This is a genomic window from Erwinia aphidicola (genome assembly GCF_014773485.1).
Classification (GTDB): Bacteria; Pseudomonadota; Gammaproteobacteria; order Enterobacterales; family Enterobacteriaceae; genus Erwinia; species Erwinia aphidicola.
On the sequence record NZ_JACXBP010000003.1, the window covers coordinates 394,147 to 412,927 of the forward strand.

An 18,781-nucleotide genomic window follows, 5' to 3' on the forward strand; every position below is an offset into this window, starting at 1 on the left:
CAGTCCCACACCGGATGTGCCGTTACTGCACCTTGAACCCTTCCGCTATTGCCCGCACATCATTGCCGGTGGGCGCCTGATGAATACGCAGACCAAATTCATCCACCACCGCAAAGATGTGGTCGAAGATATCCGCCTGAATACTTTCATACTCCAGCCACACCACGGTATTGGTAAAGGCGTAGATTTCTACCGGTAACCCCTCTGCGCCCGGTGCCATCTGGCGCACCATCAGCGTCATATCCTTGCGGATTTTCGGATGCTGGCGCAGATATTCGGTGAGATAGGCGCGGAAAGTGCCCACGTTCGTCATCCTGCGCTGGTTAAGTACCGAATCACGGGTGTTTTGTTCGCCATTCCAGCTGTCGATCTCCTGCTGACGCTCGGCAATATAGGGTTGCAGCAGGCGCGCCTGCGCCAGCTTTTGCTGCTCCTCTGCGCTGAGGAAGCGAATGCTGGTGCTGTCGATATTAATGCTGCGCTTGATACGGCGGCCGCCGGAAGCGGACATGCCGCTCCAGTTTTTAAACGCATCGGAAACCAGCGCATAAGTTGGGATAGTGGTAATGGTATTATCCCAGTTCTGCACTTTTACCGTGGTCAGGCCGATGTCAATCACCGCGCCGTCGGCGCCGTATTTCGGCATCTCCAGCCAGTCGCCCATTTTCAGCATGCTGTTGGCCGACAGCTGTATTCCCGCCACCAGCCCGAGGATCGGGTCTTTAAATACCAGCATCAGCACCGCGGCCATCGCACCCAGCCCGCTGATCAGAATGGCCGGAGATTTACCAATCAGCAGCGAGATCATCATGATGCCAATCACGATCGCGCTCAGCAGCTTCACGCCCTGCAATAAGCCCTTAAGGGGAAACTGTGAGGAGAAGGCAAAACGGTGCGCCAGGCCCTGCATCACGTCCAGCAGCGAGAAGAATGACATCAGCGCGTACAGCATCACCCACAGCTGGGCGCAGGTGGTGACGATGGCGGCAGCATCGCTGCCCTTTTGCAGCCACAGCACCGCCTGCACGTTGACGATCACCCCCTGCAGGGTAAATGCCAGCCGGTGAAACAGATTGTTTTGCGTGATGACTTGCAGCCACAGATGGCTGCTGGCCTGCGCACGCTTCTCAAAGGTGCGCAGGACGATGCGGTGCAGGATAAAGTGAATAATAATGGCGGTGAGGAAAATAATGCCAAAAATAACAATAAGCGAAGTGGTGTGGTCAGGTTCTATTCCATATTGCTTTAATAATGCGAGTAACTGCTGCATGACGCCTCCTTTTCGAACGAGGGGGGATCATGCCTGCTGCGGCATCCAGGTTCAACCCCTGGTTATCCGTGCTCAGGTCTTGGTTTTACTCGCGGCGTGGCAGTCACCTGACCATAATCTGACCTCCCGGAGCGTGCGATAAAGGCGGGATTTATCCGCGTCGCTCAGGTTCGGCTGATTAAGCTGCCCGACAAACTGCTTTTCATCCAGCGCGTTGAGTGTCTTCTGCTGCAAGCCTTGCGCAATCTGCTGCAATATGACGTCATTGAGTCTGGCGAGCTGGGCGCGCACCTCTTCCAGCGGTCGGGGCTGCCAGCCGCGAATCGGCGTAGCCAGCCAGTCAGCACGAAAACGATACTGCACCGCTTTGGCCGCGTCCATCTGCGCCTGAATAAACGGCACCACCGAGTTCTCATCCAGACAGAACTGCGTCGCGCGCTGTTTGCTGGCAGCCAGCACCTTCTGTTCCTGCTGCAGATCCTCTATTGGCCGGTGCTTGTCGGCCTTAAACGCCGCCACATCTTTCATATAGCTCAGGCGTTGATTAACCGAGGCGGCGAGATCGCTGGCCTGCGCGCTGCCGATGCTCAGGCATAACAGAGTAAATAGAATTTTTGCTGACATGTGGCTTCCCTGTTCCCGTTTATTGACCTGCAGACTGTAGATCATTGGGCTGGATATGCCAAAGCATGATGGCGCATTTAGCGACCTGCAGCAGAATCGCGGCAGAAATCGGCGATATTCGGCGAATTGATTTGTGCGCACAGGGGCTAAGCTGGTGGAATAATTGATAGCCGTACGGAGCACCCTATGCCAGATAAAGACCCCGTTGTTGAACGCCTCTCCCTTGAGGTAGTTGCACTGCGCAATATTGTGCAGATGCTGATCGCCTACGGCAATGTGCCGACCGGCGGTAAGCTGAACAAGTACCTTGAGAAGGTGGCAGAAGACGTTGAGCACCGCGACGGGCGCGAAGCGAATAAAGCGATTGCCGATGTAATCCGCACCTATATTCGCTAAGTGCGGCGACAAAGCCCCGGTATCACGCCGGGGCCTGCCAGCCTGTTACGCCACTTTAAACACTGAGATATCCTGCGCCAGCTGCGAAGCTTCGGCATGCAGGGCGTGAGTGTTTTCAGCGGTCTGATGAACCAGCATCAGGTTCTGCTGGATGCTGCGCTCCATCTGCGACACGGCCTGAGTGACCTCGGCAATGCCTTTGCTCTGCTCATCGCCCGCCACGCGGATCTCACCCACCACCTCTTTCACCTTCAGCACATCTTTCACCAGCTCTTCCAGCTGACGCCCTGCCCCTTCCACCAGCTTGCTGCCGGTCAGCACATTGCTGTCTGACTGACCAATCAGCGCTTTGATCTCGTGCGCCGCCGTCGCGCTACGCTGGGCCAGTGCCCGTACTTCAGAGGCCACCACGGCGAAGCCGCGCCCCTGCTCGCCGGCGCGGGCTGCTTCCACCGCCGCGTTCAGCGCCAGAATATTGGTCTGGAAGGCGATACCGTCGATCACACTGAGGATCTCACCGACGCGGCTGGATGACGTGCGGATGGTTTCCATCGTATCAATCAGCTGACGCATCACATCACTGCTATTGCGTGCGATCTCTGCGGTCTGCTCGGTAAAGGCATCGGCCAGCCGGGTGTTCTCGGCGTTCTGCTGTACTGTCGCATTGAGCTGTTCCATCGCCGCGGCGCTCTGTTCGACCGCTGCCGCCTGCTCGCTGATTTTTCCGCTCAGCTCCTGATTGCTCTGCTCCAACCCGCTGGCGTTGTGCGCCACCTGTACGCCGCTCGACTGCACGTTGGTGATCACCCCGGCAATCTTGTCGACAAACTGGTTAAAGGAGACGGCAATATCGGCAATTTCATCACGGCCGGAGGTATCGAGGCGGCGCGTCAGGTCACCGTCGCCGTGGGCGATATCGTCCAGCGCTTTACGCGTGGATTCCAGCCGCCCGGAGATCTGGCGGGCAACAAACCATAAGATGACCAGCAGCAGCAGCAGTGCCGGGATCAGCAGGATGAAAATGTCCTGCATGATATTATCGGCCAGCGCGGTCACCTGGGATTCCGGCGTCACCAGGCCGATCATCCAGCCGGTATCCGCCATGCGAAACAGGGTCAGCTGGCTGCGGGAGTGCAACCACTCATCATTCAGGTTGCTGAAGGTGGCGCTGCGCTGGCTGGCGCTGGCGGATTTCACTGCAGCCACCATCGGAGCAAGCCACGCCTGCTGCTGCGCCAGATCGCTGAACTTCTTCAGCGCCTTATCTTTGATACCCGGGAAATAGAGCACGTTGCCAGCCTGGTCGAGAGCAAAAGCATAGCCGCCGGTACTGGCGCCATTGCGCTGCATAAAGCCGGAGAGGTTGTCCAGCAGCACGTCAAAAGTGGCGACGCCGGCAAAGGTATCGCCCTTGCGGTAAGGCACGCTGCAGGTCACCATATTTACCCTGGATACCGGGTCCTGGTAAACTTCCGACCAGTTGCACTTGTTGGGGGAAGTGGTGCGGGTCGAGGTGTACCACGACTCGTGATGATAGCCGGTTCCGGCAGGGTCGTTATAGCCGTCAGAGTAGTCGAGGCTGCCGCTGGCGTTGCGCGCCCAGAAGAAGCTGCGGCGGGCTACGCCGTCACTGAATGCATTCGGCTCCGGCCAGATTCCACCGCCGGCAATGCTTTTGTCGCCCTTGCTGTCGATAATTTGCGGCAACACCTGGCGAAACAGCGCTTCATCGTGTGGCAACACTTCGGCCAGCCGCGCCAGGCTCACGCCCTCACCCTCTACGCGGATCAGCTGCTGATTAAGCTGGCCAACGATATTCTCTCCGGTTTGCTGAATTAAGCTGTTACTGGCCTCGATCACGCGCGGCTGGCCGCGCAGTGAGATAGCCAGATAGACCATGATGCAGGTAAGCAGCAGCATTAAAACGCCACCTGACATCAATTTCCCTGATAAACGAACTGGAACCCACGACATAATGAATATCCTCAAGATGGAATTGCACAGCGACTATCAGAGATAAGCTCAACGCTAAATATTGATTAAGTTTATGCAGCTGCGTTCTAAAGACGCTTTATCCGGTTAATATCGGCCGTGCCGTCATAAAACTTTAACTTGCGGGAAAAACTTGATATATATCAAAATATTCCACTGCCTGTTACTCTGCGTTCGTTCCCTGAGACTGCCGTTCATGTCGCTCTCAGTGCATTTCATTCCCTGCTAATGGCAGCTCATGCCCTTTTCTCCCGCCATAAAGAAGCCGGTCTTACTATGGCTGCAATTCCATATTGTTAATTTTCCCACCGGGAGAGCCCCATGAGCACAGCAACCGTCAGCAGCAGCGTTAATCGCACCCGCGGGTTAACCCTGATAGGCACTATCATCACCCAGTTTGCGCTGGGTTCGGTCTACACCTGGAGCCTGTTCAACGGCCAGCTTTCTATGAAGCTGGACGCGCCCATCAGCCAGGTGGCATTTTCCTTTGGTTTGCTGAGCCTCGGCCTGGCGCTGGCTTCTTCGGTAGCAGGGAAATTGCAGGAGCGTTTTGGCGTGCGCAACGTCACTATTGGTGCCGGCCTGCTGATGGCGATTGGCCTGATGCTGACCTCGCAGGCGGATAATCTGTTTATGCTTTACCTCAGCGCCGGGGTACTGGTCGGTTTGGCGGACGGGGCAGGCTATCTGATGACGCTGTCCAACTGCGTGAAGTGGTTCCCGGAGCGTAAAGGGGTGATCTCAGCCTGTGCTATCGGCGCTTACGGCCTCGGCAGCCTGGGCTTTAAGTTTATCTGCAGCTACCTGCTGAGCGTCTACAGCCTTGAAACCACCTTTATGATCTGGGGCGGCGTGGCAATGACCACGATGATCCTCGGCGCGCTGATGATGAAAGATGCCCCTAAACAGCAGGCGGCGGGTAACAAAATGGCGAGCCAGGCGCGTGACTATTCGCTGGGCGAATCGATGCGCATGCCGCAGTACTGGATGCTGGCGCTGATGTTTTTGACCGCCTGCATGAGCGGCCTGTACGTGATTGGCGTGGCGAAGGATATCGGCGAGAGCATGGTACATCTGAGCGCGCAGACGGCGGCGAATGCAGTGACCATCATTGCGATTGCCAACCTCAGCGGTCGCCTGGTGCTTGGCGTGCTGTCGGATAAAGTGGCGCGTATTCGGGTGATCACCCTGGCGCAGGTGGTGTCGCTGGTCGGCATGAGCATTCTGCTGTTCAGCCATATGAGTGAAAGCAGCTTCTTTATTGCCATTGCCTGCGTCGCCTTCAGCTTCGGCGGCACTATTACCGTTTATCCGTCGCTGGTCAGTGATTTCTTCGGCCTGAACAACCTGACAAAAAACTACGGCGTGATTTACCTCGGCTTTGGTATCGGCAGCGTGATGGGTTCACTGATCGCCTCACTGTTTGGCGGCTTTACCATCACCTTCAGCCTGATTATGGCGCTGCTGGTTATCTCCCTGCTGCTCTCCGCCACCATCCGCATGCCGCACAAGCCGGCAGCGCGTAAAGAGACGCTGCAGCACGCCTGACGGCACGCAAGAGTGGCCCGCTGCTGAACACAGCGGGCTTTTTTTATGCCTGTTGATGGCGAAACTTCGGCTCCGGCAGGCCCGCCACCGCCACGCGCACCGCAAACAGGTCACCGCACTGCGGATATTGCGCCAGCTCCTCAGCGCTACGATTTTCGCGTGAGCTGGTGATATACAGCGTTTTCAGATCCGGCCCGCCAAATGCCACCATGGTCGGCCAGCGTACCGGCAGCGGGATCTCATCGACAATTTCCCCGCTGTGCGGATCAAGGCGAATGACTCGGGCGCCGTCGAACATCGCCGACCAGTAATAGCCTTCGCTGTCGACCGCCGCGCCGTCGGGGATCCCCCCCTGCTGCTGAATAAAGCGGCGCACTACCTGGCGCTTACCGATCTCCCCGCTGTGGGGGTCAAGCGGGTAGCGGTACATCACGCCGTTTGGCGTGTCGGTGTGGTACATCCAGCGGCGATCGGGAGAAAATGCCAGCCCGTTGGAAATCTTAATATCGTCAGCCTGCATGCTAAGGTTCAGCTGATTATCGACGCGGTAAAGCGCCGCGCCGTTGCGATCCTGCGGTTCCCACAGCGTGCCGCACCAGAAGCGCCCAAAAGGATCGACGCGGCCGTCGTTAAAGCGGCTGCGCGGCGCATCACCGGGATTATCCGCGATACGCTGGGTAATTTGCCCCTGCTCATTAAGGAAGCAGACGCCGCTGCGCAGTGCGGCTATCAACCCGCCCTCTGCGCGCAGGCCGATGCAGCCAATATCTTCCGCCACCGGCCAGCGCTGATGCTCGCCTGTGGCCGGGTCAAAGCGGTGCAATGCTGGCGCGAGGATATCGACAAACCACAGCACCTGCTGCTCGCTGCACCACAGTGGGCACTCACCCAGCTCCGCCTGTACCGGTAATACGTTGCTCACCTGATAATTCATCTCAGCTCCTTGCACGGTTATTTACCTTAAGTGTACGTGATTTTATCCGCGGCATCGCAGGCAAAATTCCCTACCTCATTTAATGTTTGAGACAATTCCCAATCGAAAGGCCTGTTTTTAGGCTATATCTTATTTAATAAATAGCAGCTTAATAAATAACTCTGCTATTGGAATTATTTTGAAATACCTTATTAAATAAATCTACAATCGACGCATTATTCCTCCACTTTTCCCACGTAGAGTTGTAGCTATAGAAAAGGGAAGGAGAGACATAATGAAAAACATAATTAAAGCAGCGACCGTAGCCGCACTGATTGTCATGCTGAGTGGTTGTATCGTTGGCCGACCTTATCACGGCGGCGGCGGATATCACGGCGGCGGAGGGTATCATCATGACCACGGCAGACACCGTGGCTGGTAAGGAAGTCAGGTGAGGTTTTCTCACCTTCGCGGGCAAAGCCTGCACACAGCAAGATAATAAAAACAGAGAAGTTGAAATAAATTGGGCGGGGATTTCCCCGCCCTTATTTTTTGCTTTTAGCTTTTAACGCTGAAATTACACTGATACCAGGCTTTCTTCAGTCCCGGGACGTGGCTGTCCTGCGGGTCAAGCGCTTCTACCTTATCGAACCCGCGCTCATTACAGTAGCGCTCAACATCTTCCAACATGGCGGTCTTATCCACGCTTGTCGGGTTAAAGCGATATTGCACGGTATTCACCGCCGGATCTTCATCGACTTTCTCAAAAGCCCCTGGTTTGCTGGAAGTACAGCCCGCCAGCAATAACAGCGCCAGAGCGCCGAACAGTTTCGTTTTCATTCTGATTCCCCTCTTCCGGTGCCGCATAATAACAAGCTCCCCCTCCGTGACTATCGGATTCCGGCGCATTTGCATAAGTTTACTTAAGTTATGCAATGTTCTACCGATTGAATCGATTCAGGAAGACGCTTAGCGTTATCTGCTGTTAGGTGCGAATATGCTTTACAGACATCGCGACATGTCTGCACAACACCAGGATTTTTATTAATAATTACAATATTTTATGCCCGCGGCGAGCGGGCTTTTTTTTGCAGGTCAGTTACCTGTTCCGCTAATAATTATACGTAAGACGTTTGCCGAATCCTTATCAGTAAGTGCCAGAACCGACTGATAAAGATCAATGGTCATATCGCACAGCTTCGCTTCGTCAACGCCCGCTTCAGCAGGCGTATTGAGGGTTTGTAAGTCACTGCCCCACTTCGCGTACAGCGTGCGCACCACCCCCTGCAATTTTACTCTTCCCTGCTGTAAATCAACCGGTTGGTCAGCACCATTGCTGTGCTTAAACAGCGTATCCATCGCCAGCAGTTCGCTGTCGGTCAGCGGCTTGGGCAGCACATCGCTGATGTTGATCCCCCCCTTCACCTGCGGGAACAGAAAGCGGAAACATTCAGCGGCACCTCTTTCACGCATCGCTTTCATCTCCTCAAGGGAAATCTGCATATAGCGGATAAGATCTTCATCGCGCGCGGCGTTGATGCGCTGATTTAGCAGATCGGCAGCCAGCGGGCGCAGGCGGTCAATCGCCTGCTGTAAGGGTACGCCCGCCTCAAGGCTGCTGAGCAGCCGATCGTTTGCCTGACGGTAGAGCGTGGGCTGCTGCTCTTTGATGGTGCGCCAGACGGGCTGCACCGCCAGACTGTCCTGCGCGGCAGCCAGAGCCGCTTCCTGCTGCTGACGCGGGGCTATCCAGCCGTAGTAGTAGAGATTCCCCAACAGCAGCGGCAGTACAAACAGCAGCGCGCCGGTTAGTTTCGACAATTTTTGGCGTTTTAGCAGCCAGCCGATAACCAGCAGCCAGACCAGAGCGGAGAACAGCGAGGCGAGAATTGCGTGAGAGTTCAAAACAGGTTCCTGAAATCATCAGGCCGGGTTGCCGGCCTGTATAAGGTTCGTCGGTGGGTTAATCAGCGCGGACGTCAATCAGCACCGGGCAGCTGGCGCGTTCAATCACGGCGGCGCTGCACGATCCTTTCAGCAGGCGGTTGAACGAGGAGAGATGGCGGCGGCCCATGATGATCATCGCGGCGTTCAGCTCGTTGGCCTGGGCGACAATACTTTGTGCCGACTCGCCGGGAACCACCTTGCCGCGCGCCTTAACGCCCGCGCGTTGCAGTTCGGCCAGCGCCATGCGCACTACGGCTTCAGCGGTATTTTGCTCATCGAGCGCCAGGCCGAAATCACCCGGGTCCTCTCCGGCTTCAATATCAAACGCCCCGGAAGCAGAGTAGCTGGCATCAACACAGCACACCACCACCACTTCCGCCTGTAAAGCCAGCGCCTGTTCGGTGGCCAGCGCCACCACTTTACGTGCAATAACTGAATTATCTACAGCGACTAAAAGCGTTTTCATATCCCTCTCCTGTCAGTCACGTAATGCCGCTTTTCCAATCTCATCGATCAGCGCGTCTTTACACTTGAGGATTTCAGCGCGATTGCGCTCCTCATTCAGCTGAAAGCGTGCGCTGGGGATCAACAGGCTGATGGAAAAGCGGCCAAGAATGGTATCGATCGCCACGGCCATGGTGGAGATCCCTTCCAGCGTTTCGCCGCGATCGTAGGCCAGGCCAGTGTGACGAATTTCAGTTAAGTGCGCCAGCAGCGCGGGGAAGTCACGCACCGTCAGCTCGGTAATGGCCTGGTAGGCCTCGCCCACCAGCTCTTTTGCCGCTTCATCACTGTCCAGCGCCAGCAGAGCGCGCCCGCCGGAGGTGCTGTAGAGCGGCAGATTCATGCCGATGCGCGGCACGACCCGCAGCTCGCGATCGGCCACCACATAGTGCACGATGGCCAGCTGCAGTCCGCTGGCGCGCGCCAGCGAGACGGTTTCGCCTGTGGCATCGCACAGCGCCTGCAGCCAGGGCTGAGCGATAGCCACCACGTCGGTATGCACGTTGGCGATCAGCCGCAGCAGCGCGGGGCCAAGGCGCACGCCGCCCACGCCGTGGCTACGCACCAGCTGCACCGAGTCGAGTGCGCCGACGATGCGCTGCACGGTCGATCGCGGCAAATCGACGGCCTGGGCGATCTCGCCCAGACTCATGCCGTTTGGTGTGGCCCCCAGCGCATCTAATATTTTCGCGGCGCGTGTGATGACCTGAATGCCGCCGATCCGTTCATCATCGCGGCAGTGTAGGGGTTCAGACATAGGGATTCTCTTTCCTTGTAATCGGCAATTACTGTAGCACTAATTGGCTTAGCGGACACGCTGTATCGCATTGCAATACAGTGCATCACCCTGTACTATTGCCGCAAATGTATCACGATGCAATACAGTGCATCGATAATAATAACGATCAATGATGTCGGAGCCCCTGCTATGAACTCCCAGCCTGCCGCTATGCCCGCACCGCACCCATTTACCCTGCGCCTGGCGCTGGGGCTGGTCGGCGTGCTGATCGCCGCGCTCAGTTCAGGACTTAACGATCGCGTCACCGATCTGGCGCTGGCCGACATTCGGGCGGCGATCGGTATCGATTTTGACAGCGGCAGCTGGATCACCTCCAGCTACCAGGCCGCAGAAGTGGCGGCCATGATGATTGCGCCGTGGTTTGCCGTGACCTTCTCCCTGCGCCGCTTTGCGCTGGCAGTAACCTTTGGTTTTGCGCTGATCGCCTTGATCCAGCCCTTAGCCCGCGATGCCAGCACCTTTATTACCCTGCGCACAATCCAGGGGCTGTTTGGCGGGGCGCTGCCACCGTTGCTGATGACGGTGGCGCTGCGTTTTCTGCCGCCGGGCATCAAACTCTATGGCCTGGCCGCCTATGCGCTGACCGCCACCTTTGGCCCGAATATGGCCGCCTCGCTTGCGGCGTTCTGGACCGATTCCGTCGGCTGGCAGTTTACTTTCTGGCAGGTGATCCCGGCTTGCCTGGTGGCCGCCACGCTGATTGGCTGGGGACTGCCGCAGGATCCGCTGCGCCTTGAGCGCTTTCGCCAGATTGATGCCTTCGGCATGCTGACCGGCTGTAGTGGCATGGCGCTGCTGGTGCTGGCCCTGACCCAGGGCGAGCGCCTTGACTGGCTGCAGTCACCGCTCATTAGCGCCATGCTGCTGGCCGCGGTTGCCCTGCTGCTGGTGTTCCTGATTAACGAATGGTATCACCCGCTGCCGCTGTTCAAGCTGCAAATGCTGCAGCGTAAAAACCTGACCCACGGACTGCTGGTGTTAGCGGGCGTGCTGATGGTGGCGCTCTCCGGATCTGCGCTGCCCTCTGCCTACTTCGGGCAGATTGACGGGTTTCGCACCGCGCAGTTTGCTCCGCTGGCGCTGACCATTGGCCTGCCGCAGCTGCTGATTGCGCCGCTGATAGCAGCCCTGCTTAATCTGCGCTGGGTAGACTGCCGCTGGATGCTGACCGCCGGCGCGGCGCTGATGGTGCTCTCCTGCCTGCTGGGAATGCAGCTGACCGACGACTGGGCGCGGCAGAACTTCTGGCTGATCCAGAGCCTGCAGGCGTTCGGTCAGCCGATGATGATCCTGCCGGTACTGATGAGCGCCACCAGCGTCGTGTTACCGCCCGAAGGCCCCTTTGCTTCCGCGATGTTTAATACCGTACGCGGCTTTTCCAGCGTCGCCGCCGGGGTACTGGTGGAAAACTTCCTCACCCATCGTGAAAAATTCCATTCGCACGTGCTGGTCGATCAGCTCGGCAACCGTCCGTGGCTGATGACCGCCCCCGGCAGCGACAGCGCCAGTTCTCTGGCTCCGCTGCTGCCGGACGGTTCAATCAGCTCCGGCGAGAACCTTGGCCATTTCAGCACGCTGGTAAAACATCAGGCGGTGATCCTCAGCATCAGCGACGGCTACCTGCTGATCATCGGCTTCGCTCTGCTGCTGGTGCTGCTGACCGCCTGGCTGCCGAAACGCGTCTGGCCACCGCAAACCTTACTCACTTCTGCTCCGCTTACTCCGGGAAAATTATAATGCGCTTCACACCTGCCAAACGTACCACTCTGCTGCTCCTGCTGCTGTTGATCCTGCTGGCTATCGCCTTTTTCGTCTGGTCGGCGATCAACCACCGTTCGCTACGCACCGATGACGCGGTCGTCACGGCGGACTATACGCTGGTGGCCCCGAAAGTCTCTGGCTATATTCGCACGGTAAATGTAGAGGATAACCAGCAGGTTAAAGCTGGTGACGTGCTGGCAACCATCGACGATCGCGACTATCGCGTCGCGCTGGAAACCGCCCAGGCCAATTTACAGGTCAGCGAAGCGAAGCTGAGCAGCATTGATGCCCAGCTTGAACAGCAGCAGGCAACCATCGCCCAGACGGCCGCCGCGGTCAGCGCCAGCCAGGCGACCCTGAGCTACGCCGGGCAGAATGCCGAGCGCTATCGCCGCCTGCTGAAAAGCGGCACCGCAACGGCGGATGAACAGCAAAAATCCAGCTCCACCATGCAAAGCGCCGCAGCGCAGGTAAAGCAGAGCCAGGCGGCCGAGCTGGCCGCGCGTAAGGAAGTGGCCGTGTTGCAGGCCAGCAAGAAGCAGGCGCAGGCCGATATCGCCGCGATGCGCGCCAGCGTGGATCAGGCGCAGCTTAACCTTTCGTATACCCGCATCACCGCACCGATTGACGGCAGCGTAGGGCAGCGCGCGGTGCGCCAGGGGGCGTGGGTGTCGGCCGGAACGCGTCTGCTGGCGGTGGTGCCTTTGCAACAGAGCTATGTGGTGGCCAATTTTCTTGAGACCCAGCTGGCGCATGTCAGCCACGGCCAGGCCGTTTCAATAACGGTGGATGCCCTGCCCGGAGTTACCCTGCGCGGCCATATCGACAGTATCGCACCGGCGACCGGCTCGACCTTTGCCGCAATCACCGCCGACAACGCGACCGGAAACTACACTAAAGTGGTTCAGCGTCTTCCAGTTAAAATCGTGCTGGAACCGGGCCAGCCTGAGCTGGCAAGGCTGCGCGTTGGCATGTCGGTGGTGCCGCAACTGGAAAGCCATTAATGTAAGAAAGGTCTCAGAACAGGCGTCTTTATTTTGCCGGGAAATAGCGGTAGATTAGCGTTCGATCATGGGTGTTCAGAGGGTTTTTGCAGTGAAATATGCTTTTATGGGGATCTCTTTTATCCTGCTAATCTGGGTTGGCACTTTCTATCTGATGCTGTAATGATTAGCCGGATAAAGAAAAGGGTCAGGTGCGCCTGACCCCCAGCCTGGTTAGTTCACGCCTTCTCCACGAAACATCGCCTTGATCCCTCTTACTGCCTGGCGAATACGGTCGCTGTTCTCTATCAGCGCAAAGCGCACGTGCGTGTCGCCGTAATCGCCAAAGCCAATCCCCGGCGAGACGCAGACTTTCGCTTCCTGCAGCAGCAGTTTAGCGAACTCCAGTGAACCCAGGTGCGCATAGCGATCGGGGATTTTCGCCCAGACGTACATCGAGGCTTTCGGGTTATCCACCATCCAGCCCGCCTCGTGCAGCCCTTTCACCAGCACATCACGGCGGCGTTTATACTGTTCGGCGATGTCGCGCACGCACTGCTGATCCCCTTCCAGCGCGGCAATCGCGGCCACCTGAAGCGGGGTGAAGGTGCCGTAATCGTGGTAGCTCTTAATGCGCGCCAGCGCCGCCACCAGCTCTTTATTACCGACCATAAAGCCGATACGCCAGCCCGCCATGTTGTAGCTTTTCGACAGCGTGAAGAACTCCACTGCCACGTCGCGCGCGCCCGGCACTTCCATAATCGACGGCGCTTTCCAGCCATCGTAAACGATATCGGCGTAGGCCAGGTCGTGGATCACCAGCACGTTGTACTGCTTTGCCAGCGCGATGACCCGTTCAAAGAAGTCCAGCTCGACGCACTGCGCGGTGGGGTTCGACGGGAAGCCGAGGATCATCATCTTCGGCTTCGGATAGCTTTCGCGGATCGCACGCTCCAGCTCGTTGAAGAAGTCCACGCCCGCCACCAGCGGCACCGAACGTACCTGCGCCCCGGCAATCACGGCACCGTAAATATGGATGGGATAACTCGGATTCGGCACCAGCACGGTATCACCGTGATCGAGCGTTGCCAGCATCAGGTGTGCCAGCCCCTCTTTGGAACCAATGGTGACAATCGCTTCCGATTCCGGGTCGATATCCACCTGGTAACGGTCGGCATACCAGCGGGAAATCGCCCGACGCAGGCGCGGAATGCCGCGCGACGTCGAGTAGCCGTGGGTGTCATCACGCTGCGCCACGGTGCAGAGTTTTTCCACGATGTGCGGCGGCGTCGGGCCGTCCGGGTTGCCCATGCTGAAATCGATAATATCTTCCCCGCGACGGCGTGCGGCCATCTTCAGTTCGGAAGTGATATTGAATACATAGGGGGGGAGACGTTCGATACGGGAAAAACGGCGAGCGGAATGATTGTCAGCCATAGTAACCTCTGATTAACGTAAGCGCCCGGACCATCCGAGCGACGCTGACCACCGTAGTGGTCGAGGAATGACCATAACGTACAATTCTGTAACCTGTCGAGAGGCAGAATAAAATTTTTTATCTGGCCGGATTAATGCGTCCAAACAGCCAGTCATTCACCCACTGGCCGCGCAGCAGATAATTATCCCGCAGCGTCCCCTCCAGCACGAAGCCGTTTTTTTCCAGCACCCGGCGCGAGGCGATATTGCCCTCTACCACCTGCGCTTTCAGCTTGTGGAACTCACAGTGCGCCAGCAGGAAGTCACACAGCGCCCCCAGCGCTTCGCTGCCGTAGCCCTGGCCGAAATAGTCGCTCAGCAGCGAATAGCCCACTTCCACCTGCCGATGGGGAGCCCATTCCGGGTTCGCCCCCATCATGCCTATCGCCTGGTTGTCCTCTTTGCGGCGGATAACCAGGCACAGCATGTGAAAGCTGGTCACCTGCCAGGGCGCCAGCCGGTCCTGAAAACGCTGGCGGATATCGGCCAGCTGCGGTACTGCACTGATAAACTCCATGCAGGTTTCGTCAGTGTGGACCTGTAAAAAAAGCTGCCAGTCTTCCGGCTTCAGCCGTGTCAGTACCAGTCGTTGCGTGGTGAGTTGCATCGTTTCGCTCACTAAAAGGGGAAAAACCACAAAATAGTCATCTCTTTTATCTGCCGCTTTTTGGCCGTGTAATCGTCCTGCCCTACAGCAAAACGATAACAATTTTGTCACTGGAGAACGACCATGGCCCCTCTCAAAATCGACAATATTCCCGACGCAGTGCGCCAGATTAAAGCGCAGCTGCGCCAGCAGCTTCCCAACTATCGCCAGGTGTTTGCCGAACTGGATGCCGATATGCGCCGCCAGATTGCCAGGCTCAACCATGAGCAGCAGCGCGGTGAGCATCCGGTACCGCAGCTTGAGGCCAACGATATCCTGAATCAGCGCGTGACGGAACAGCAAAAAAATCTGATCCGCCAGCGCGGCTGCTGCGTCATCAAAGGCGTGTTCACGCGCCAGCAGGCCAGCGACTGGAACCAGCAGATTGGCGATTACCTCGACGAGAATCAGTTTGTGGAAAAGCTAGAACATGCCGCCGAGGACAATTACTTTGGCGACCTGAAGCAGGGTAAGCCGCAAATCTACGGCATTTACTGGTCCAGACCCCAGGTGGAGGCGCGTCAGGATGCACGCATGCAGGCGGTGCAGGCATTCCTTAACTCGCTGTGGCAGAGCGAAAGCCACGGCCAGCAGCACTTCGACCCGACGCGCATCGTCAGCTACGCCGACCGCACGCGCCGCCGCCCACCGAACTCGGGTTCACTCGGCCTGTCGCCGCACGTGGATGGCGGGTCGCTGGAGCGCTGGCTGGATGAGAACTTCCGTCACGTTTACCGACACGTGTTTAGCGGCAACTGGCAGCAGTACAATCCGTTTGACGCCGAGAAACGCTGCGAAGTACGCGAATTTCCCTCCCCTGCCGTCTGCTCGATGTTTCGCACTTTCCAGGGCTGGACGGCGCTGACGCCGCAGCGCAAGCACGGCGGCACCCTGCAGCTGCTGCCGATCGCCAACGCCATGGCGTGGATTTTACTGCGCGCGCTGCAGGATGATGTCGCGGAGGATGACCTGTGCGGTGCCGCTCCGGGGCGCGCTTTATCGGTTAGCGAGAAGTTCCATCCTCTTTTACTTGAGGGTTTTTCCTCTATTCCCGATATGGAAGCGGGCGACACGGTGTTCTGGCATTGCGACGTGGTTCACGCCGTGGAAAATGAGCATCAGGGCGAGTTCGACAGCAACGTGATGTACATTGCCGCCGCGCCGTGGTGCGAGAAAAATGTCGCCTATTTACAGCGCCAGTGGCCCGCCTTCGTTGAGGGGCGTTCGCCACCGGATTTCGCCGCCGACGATTTCGAAGTCGATTTCGTCGGGCGCGCCACCGCGCAGGATCTGACGCCATTGGGCAAGCAGCAGATGCTGGAGTAAACCTGCGGGGCGATCGAAAAAAGGTCCCCCGTTTATGCGGGAAAAATTGATCCAGGCCGGGATTAACCGATTGCCACGCGGTGATCCCTGGCACATCCCGCCCGCTTTCCCTATCATAGCGCCACTGTTTTCCGCCAGCCGAGGCGCCCGTGCATTCGATGTTTGAGATGTTGCTCGCCGTGTTTGATCGCGCAGCGCTGATGCTTATCTGCCTGTTCTTTATTACCCGTACCCGCCATTTCCGGCAGCTGTTGCAGAAGGACGAACACTCGCGCCAGGAGCTGCTGGCGGTGACCGCTATTTTCTCGCTGTTTGCGCTGTTCAGCACCTGGACCGGCATCAATGTTGAAGGGTCGCTGGTCAACGTGCGCACCATCGCCATTATGTCCGGCGGCATCCTGTTTGGTCCGTGGGTCGGCATCGCTACCGGGGTGATTGCCGGGCTGCACCGCTTCCTGATCGACATTGACGGCGTGACTTCGGTGCCGTGCCTGATCACCAGCATTGCCGCCGGGATCGTCTCCGGCTGGATCAATCTCAAAGTGGTGAAAGAGAAGCGCTGGAGCATCGGCATTATCGGCGGGATGGCTTGTGAAACGCTGACCATGGTGCTGATTGTGCTGTGGGCGTCACCGACCTCACTGGGCGTCGATATCGTCTCTGAGATTGCCATTCCAATGATCCTCGGCGCGGTCAGCATCGGCCTGATTGTGCTGCTGGTGCAGAGCGTAGAGGGGGAAAAAGAGGCAATTGCCGCCCGCCAGGCGAAGCTGGCGCTGGATATTGCCAATAAAACCCTGCCGCTGTTCCGCCAGGTCAACAGCCATTCGCTGCGCCAGGTGTGTGATATCATCCGCAGCGATATCAACGCCGATGCGGTGGCGATGACCAATACCCGCCAGATCCTCGCCTACGTTGGCGTGGGCGAAGGCAACTATCGTGACGGCGATGACGGCATCAGCCCGACCACGCTGGCGGCGATCTCAGAGGGTAAAATCATCATTAAAAATAATGATGAGGCGCACCGCACCCCGGAAATTCACTCAATGATTGTCATCCCCCTGTGGGAAAAAGGCGAAGTGACCGGCACGCTGAAGATTTACTATCGCCACGCGCACCGCATTACCTGGTCGCTGAAAGAGATGGCAGTCGGGCTGTCGCAAATTATCTCCACCCAGCTGGAAGTATCACGCGCCGAGCAGCTGCGCGAAATGGCTAACAAGGCGGAGCTGCGCGCCCTGCAAAGCAAGATTAACCCACACTTCCTGTTCAACGCGCTGAATGCCATCTCCTCCTCTATTCGTATTAATCCCGATACTGCGCGCCAGCTGATTACCAATCTTTCCCGCTATCTGCGCTATAACCTCGAACTGAATGACGATGAAACCATCGACATCAAAAAAGAGCTGTATCAGGTGAAAGATTATATCGCCATCGAGCAGGCGCGCTTCGGCGACAAGCTGACGGTGATTTACGATATCGATGAAGAGGTCAACTGTCCGCTGCCCAGCCTGTTGATCCAGCCGCTGGTGGAAAACGCCATTGTCCACGGCATCCATCCCTGCCGGGGTAAAGGCGTGGTGACGCTGAGCATTAAGGATCAGGGCCATCGGGTGCGTATTGCGGTGCGCGACACCGGCAACGGCATTAGCGAAGAGGTGATGGCGCGCGTGAAGCGCAACGAAATGCCGGGCAACAAGATCGGCCTGCTGAACGTGCATCATCGGGTGAAACTGCTGTACGGCGAGGGGCTGCATATCCACCGTTTTAATCCGGGTACCGAAATCGCCTTCTACATCAGTAAGAACGGCGCCCTGTTGCCGGAAAACCAGAGTGTTTCATTGACTGCCTGAGATGGGAAACCGATGTGAAAGCAATAATCGTTGAAGATGAATTTCTTGCCCAGCAGGAGCTGAGCTGGCTGATCCGCCAGCACAGCAGCATTACCATTGAAGCCACGTTTGATGACGGCCTCGACGTGCTGAAGTACCTGCAGAGTCACCAGGTGGACGTGATATTTCTCGATATCAATATTCCGTCGCTGGACGGCATGCTGCTGGCGCAGAACATCAGTAAGTTCGCCAGCAAGCCGCTGATCGTGTTTATTACCGCCTATAAAGAGCACGCGGTAGATGCGTTTGAGCTGGAAGCATTTGACTACATCCTCAAGCCCTATTCAGAGATGCGCATCGTTACTCTGCTGCGCAAGCTGGAAAACCATGCGCAGAGCAGCGCACAGCTCAGCAGCACGGCGGCACGCCCTGCTGCGTACACCATTAATCTGGTGAAGGACGAACGCATCATCGTCACCGATATCAACGATATCTATTACGCAGAAGCCCATGAAAAGCTGACGTTTGTCTATACGCGGCGGGAAGAGTATGTGATGTCGATGAATATCACCGAGTTTTGCAGTCGCCTGCCGGAGGCGTATTTCTTTCGCTGCCACCGCTCATACTGCGTGAACCTGAGTAAGATCCGCGAGATTGAGCCGTGGTTTAACAACACCTATATTCTCAAGCTGCGCGATATGGAGTTTCAGGTTCCGGTCAGCCGCAGCAAGGTGAAGGAGTTTCGCCAGCTGATGCGGCTGTAG

General features: G+C 57.3%; 19 protein-coding genes. 9 read left to right on the forward strand and 10 right to left on the reverse strand.

Annotation, left to right across the window (positions count from 1 at the left end; translation table 11 throughout):
* Positions 1 to 22: 22 nt before the first annotated feature.
* Positions 23 to 1,270 (reverse strand): mechanosensitive ion channel family protein, encoded by a 1,248-nt coding sequence (locus tag ID864_RS09060; protein ID WP_191149750.1) that lies wholly within the window; start codon positions 1,268 to 1,270, stop codon positions 23 to 25.
* A gap of 72 nt (positions 1,271 to 1,342) precedes the next feature.
* Positions 1,343 to 1,894 carry a chorismate mutase gene (locus ID864_RS09065; RefSeq protein WP_099755041.1) on the reverse strand — a complete coding sequence of 184 codons (552 nt, stop codon included), beginning with the start codon at positions 1,892 to 1,894 and terminating at the stop codon, positions 1,343 to 1,345.
* A 186-nt stretch (positions 1,895 to 2,080) separates the two neighbouring features.
* Here ID864_RS09065 and ID864_RS09070 point away from each other — a divergent pair, with 186 nt between their 5' ends.
* Complete coding sequence (locus ID864_RS09070; protein WP_048915308.1) at positions 2,081 to 2,290, forward strand: hypothetical protein; 210 nt, start codon at positions 2,081 to 2,083, stop codon at positions 2,288 to 2,290.
* 45 nt (positions 2,291 to 2,335) lie between these two features.
* Here ID864_RS09070 and ID864_RS09075 read toward each other — a convergent pair whose 3' ends face one another.
* Complete coding sequence (locus ID864_RS09075) at positions 2,336 to 4,264, reverse strand: methyl-accepting chemotaxis protein (RefSeq protein WP_048915307.1); 1,929 nt, start codon at positions 4,262 to 4,264, stop codon at positions 2,336 to 2,338.
* Positions 4,265 to 4,603: 339 nt separating this feature from the next.
* Between ID864_RS09075 and ID864_RS09080 the strand changes: the two genes are divergently transcribed.
* Positions 4,604 to 5,830 (forward strand): L-lactate MFS transporter, encoded by a 1,227-nt coding sequence (locus ID864_RS09080; protein WP_191149751.1) that lies wholly within the window; start codon positions 4,604 to 4,606, stop codon positions 5,828 to 5,830.
* Between the two features lie 43 nt (positions 5,831 to 5,873).
* Here ID864_RS09080 and ID864_RS09085 read toward each other — a convergent pair whose 3' ends face one another.
* Complete coding sequence (locus ID864_RS09085) at positions 5,874 to 6,764, reverse strand: SMP-30/gluconolactonase/LRE family protein (RefSeq protein ID WP_062818121.1); 891 nt, start codon at positions 6,762 to 6,764, stop codon at positions 5,874 to 5,876.
* Between the two features lie 274 nt (positions 6,765 to 7,038).
* Between ID864_RS09085 and ID864_RS09090 the strand changes: the two genes are divergently transcribed.
* Positions 7,039 to 7,185, forward strand: a complete 147-nt coding sequence (locus ID864_RS09090; protein WP_180276845.1) for a hypothetical protein — start codon at positions 7,039 to 7,041, stop codon at positions 7,183 to 7,185.
* 116 nt (positions 7,186 to 7,301) lie between these two features.
* On the opposite strand, the gene ID864_RS09095 is transcribed toward ID864_RS09090, so the two are convergent.
* The 4 genes from ID864_RS09095 to ID864_RS09110 all read right to left on the reverse strand — a co-directional run bounded on the left by ID864_RS09095 (position 7,302) and on the right by ID864_RS09110 (position 9,951).
* On the reverse strand, positions 7,302 to 7,583 hold the full coding sequence (locus ID864_RS09095; protein WP_048915303.1) for a hypothetical protein: 282 nt from the start codon (positions 7,581 to 7,583) through the stop codon (positions 7,302 to 7,304).
* Between the two features lie 255 nt (positions 7,584 to 7,838).
* The gene (locus ID864_RS09100; protein ID WP_187499474.1) at positions 7,839 to 8,648 is read right to left on the reverse strand and encodes a hypothetical protein; all 810 of its coding nucleotides are present in this window, start codon (positions 8,646 to 8,648) and stop codon (positions 7,839 to 7,841) included.
* Between the two features lie 58 nt (positions 8,649 to 8,706).
* The gene (locus ID864_RS09105) at positions 8,707 to 9,156 is read right to left on the reverse strand and encodes a universal stress protein (protein ID WP_048915301.1); all 450 of its coding nucleotides are present in this window, start codon (positions 9,154 to 9,156) and stop codon (positions 8,707 to 8,709) included.
* A 12-nt stretch (positions 9,157 to 9,168) separates the two neighbouring features.
* On the reverse strand, positions 9,169 to 9,951 hold the full coding sequence (locus tag ID864_RS09110) for an IclR family transcriptional regulator (protein WP_133623138.1): 783 nt from the start codon (positions 9,949 to 9,951) through the stop codon (positions 9,169 to 9,171).
* Positions 9,952 to 10,122: 171 nt separating this feature from the next.
* Here ID864_RS09110 and ID864_RS09115 point away from each other — a divergent pair, with 171 nt between their 5' ends.
* The 3 genes from ID864_RS09115 (at position 10,123) to ypdK (ending at position 12,921) form a co-directional block, all read left to right on the forward strand.
* Entirely contained in the window at positions 10,123 to 11,730 is a 1,608-nt protein-coding gene (locus ID864_RS09115; RefSeq protein ID WP_191149752.1) for an MFS transporter, read from the forward strand.
* Positions 11,730 to 12,758: an HlyD family secretion protein gene (locus ID864_RS09120; RefSeq protein WP_099754672.1), complete on the forward strand. Its 1,029-nt coding sequence runs from the start codon at positions 11,730 to 11,732 to the stop codon at positions 12,756 to 12,758. Before ID864_RS09115 ends, ID864_RS09120 begins: the two co-directional genes overlap by 1 nt.
* Before the next feature lie 67 nt (positions 12,759 to 12,825).
* A complete protein-coding gene (gene ypdK, locus ID864_RS23950; RefSeq protein WP_208864875.1) occupies positions 12,826 to 12,921 on the forward strand; it encodes a membrane protein YpdK in 96 nt (31 codons plus the stop codon).
* Positions 12,922 to 12,971: 50 nt separating this feature from the next.
* Here the strand turns inward: ypdK and alaC are convergent, their stop codons facing one another.
* Positions 12,972 to 14,174, reverse strand: coding sequence for an alanine transaminase (gene alaC / locus ID864_RS09130; RefSeq protein ID WP_048915297.1), 1,203 nt, complete (start codon positions 14,172 to 14,174; stop codon positions 12,972 to 12,974).
* Positions 14,175 to 14,292: 118 nt separating this feature from the next.
* Positions 14,293 to 14,820, reverse strand: a complete 528-nt coding sequence (locus tag ID864_RS09135) for a GNAT family N-acetyltransferase (protein ID WP_099754674.1) — start codon at positions 14,818 to 14,820, stop codon at positions 14,293 to 14,295.
* A gap of 123 nt (positions 14,821 to 14,943) precedes the next feature.
* Between ID864_RS09135 and ID864_RS09140 the strand changes: the two genes are divergently transcribed.
* The 3 genes from ID864_RS09140 (at position 14,944) to ID864_RS09150 (ending at position 18,781) form a co-directional block, all read left to right on the forward strand.
* Entirely contained in the window at positions 14,944 to 16,185 is a 1,242-nt protein-coding gene (locus ID864_RS09140) for a DUF1479 domain-containing protein (RefSeq protein ID WP_099754675.1), read from the forward strand.
* 167 nt (positions 16,186 to 16,352) lie between these two features.
* Positions 16,353 to 18,038: a sensor histidine kinase gene (locus tag ID864_RS09145; RefSeq protein WP_048915304.1), complete on the forward strand. Its 1,686-nt coding sequence runs from the start codon at positions 16,353 to 16,355 to the stop codon at positions 18,036 to 18,038.
* Positions 18,039 to 18,052: 14 nt separating this feature from the next.
* Entirely contained in the window at positions 18,053 to 18,781 is a 729-nt protein-coding gene (locus tag ID864_RS09150; protein WP_048915295.1) for a LytR/AlgR family response regulator transcription factor, read from the forward strand.

Excerpts from the sequence above, each read along its gene's own strand:
- ID864_RS09085 (WP_062818121.1), bottom strand. The coding sequence starts at position 6,764 with ATGAATTATCAGGTGAGCAACGTATTACCGGTACAGGCGGAGCTGGGT.
- ID864_RS09115 (WP_191149752.1), top strand. The coding sequence starts at position 10,123 with ATGAACTCCCAGCCTGCCGCTATGCCCGCACCGCACCCATTTACCCTG.
- ID864_RS09060 (WP_191149750.1), bottom strand. The coding sequence starts at position 1,270 with ATGCAGCAGTTACTCGCATTATTAAAGCAATATGGAATAGAACCTGAC.
- ID864_RS09090 (WP_180276845.1), top strand. The coding sequence starts at position 7,039 with ATGAAAAACATAATTAAAGCAGCGACCGTAGCCGCACTGATTGTCATG.
- ID864_RS09105 (WP_048915301.1), bottom strand. The coding sequence starts at position 9,156 with ATGAAAACGCTTTTAGTCGCTGTAGATAATTCAGTTATTGCACGTAAA.
- ID864_RS09140 (WP_099754675.1), top strand. The coding sequence starts at position 14,944 with ATGGCCCCTCTCAAAATCGACAATATTCCCGACGCAGTGCGCCAGATT.
- ID864_RS09070 (WP_048915308.1), top strand. The coding sequence starts at position 2,081 with ATGCCAGATAAAGACCCCGTTGTTGAACGCCTCTCCCTTGAGGTAGTT.
- ypdK (WP_208864875.1), top strand. The coding sequence starts at position 12,826 with ATGGGTGTTCAGAGGGTTTTTGCAGTGAAATATGCTTTTATGGGGATC.
- ID864_RS09135 (WP_099754674.1), bottom strand. The coding sequence starts at position 14,820 with ATGCAACTCACCACGCAACGACTGGTACTGACACGGCTGAAGCCGGAA.
- alaC (WP_048915297.1), bottom strand. The coding sequence starts at position 14,174 with ATGGCTGACAATCATTCCGCTCGCCGTTTTTCCCGTATCGAACGTCTC.
- ID864_RS09065 (WP_099755041.1), bottom strand. The coding sequence starts at position 1,894 with ATGTCAGCAAAAATTCTATTTACTCTGTTATGCCTGAGCATCGGCAGC.
- ID864_RS09110 (WP_133623138.1), bottom strand. The coding sequence starts at position 9,951 with ATGTCTGAACCCCTACACTGCCGCGATGATGAACGGATCGGCGGCATT.
- ID864_RS09080 (WP_191149751.1), top strand. The coding sequence starts at position 4,604 with ATGAGCACAGCAACCGTCAGCAGCAGCGTTAATCGCACCCGCGGGTTA.
- ID864_RS09075 (WP_048915307.1), bottom strand. The coding sequence starts at position 4,264 with ATGTCGTGGGTTCCAGTTCGTTTATCAGGGAAATTGATGTCAGGTGGC.
- ID864_RS09120 (WP_099754672.1), top strand. The coding sequence starts at position 11,730 with ATGCGCTTCACACCTGCCAAACGTACCACTCTGCTGCTCCTGCTGCTG.
- ID864_RS09145 (WP_048915304.1), top strand. The coding sequence starts at position 16,353 with ATGTTGCTCGCCGTGTTTGATCGCGCAGCGCTGATGCTTATCTGCCTG.
- ID864_RS09095 (WP_048915303.1), bottom strand. The coding sequence starts at position 7,583 with ATGAAAACGAAACTGTTCGGCGCTCTGGCGCTGTTATTGCTGGCGGGC.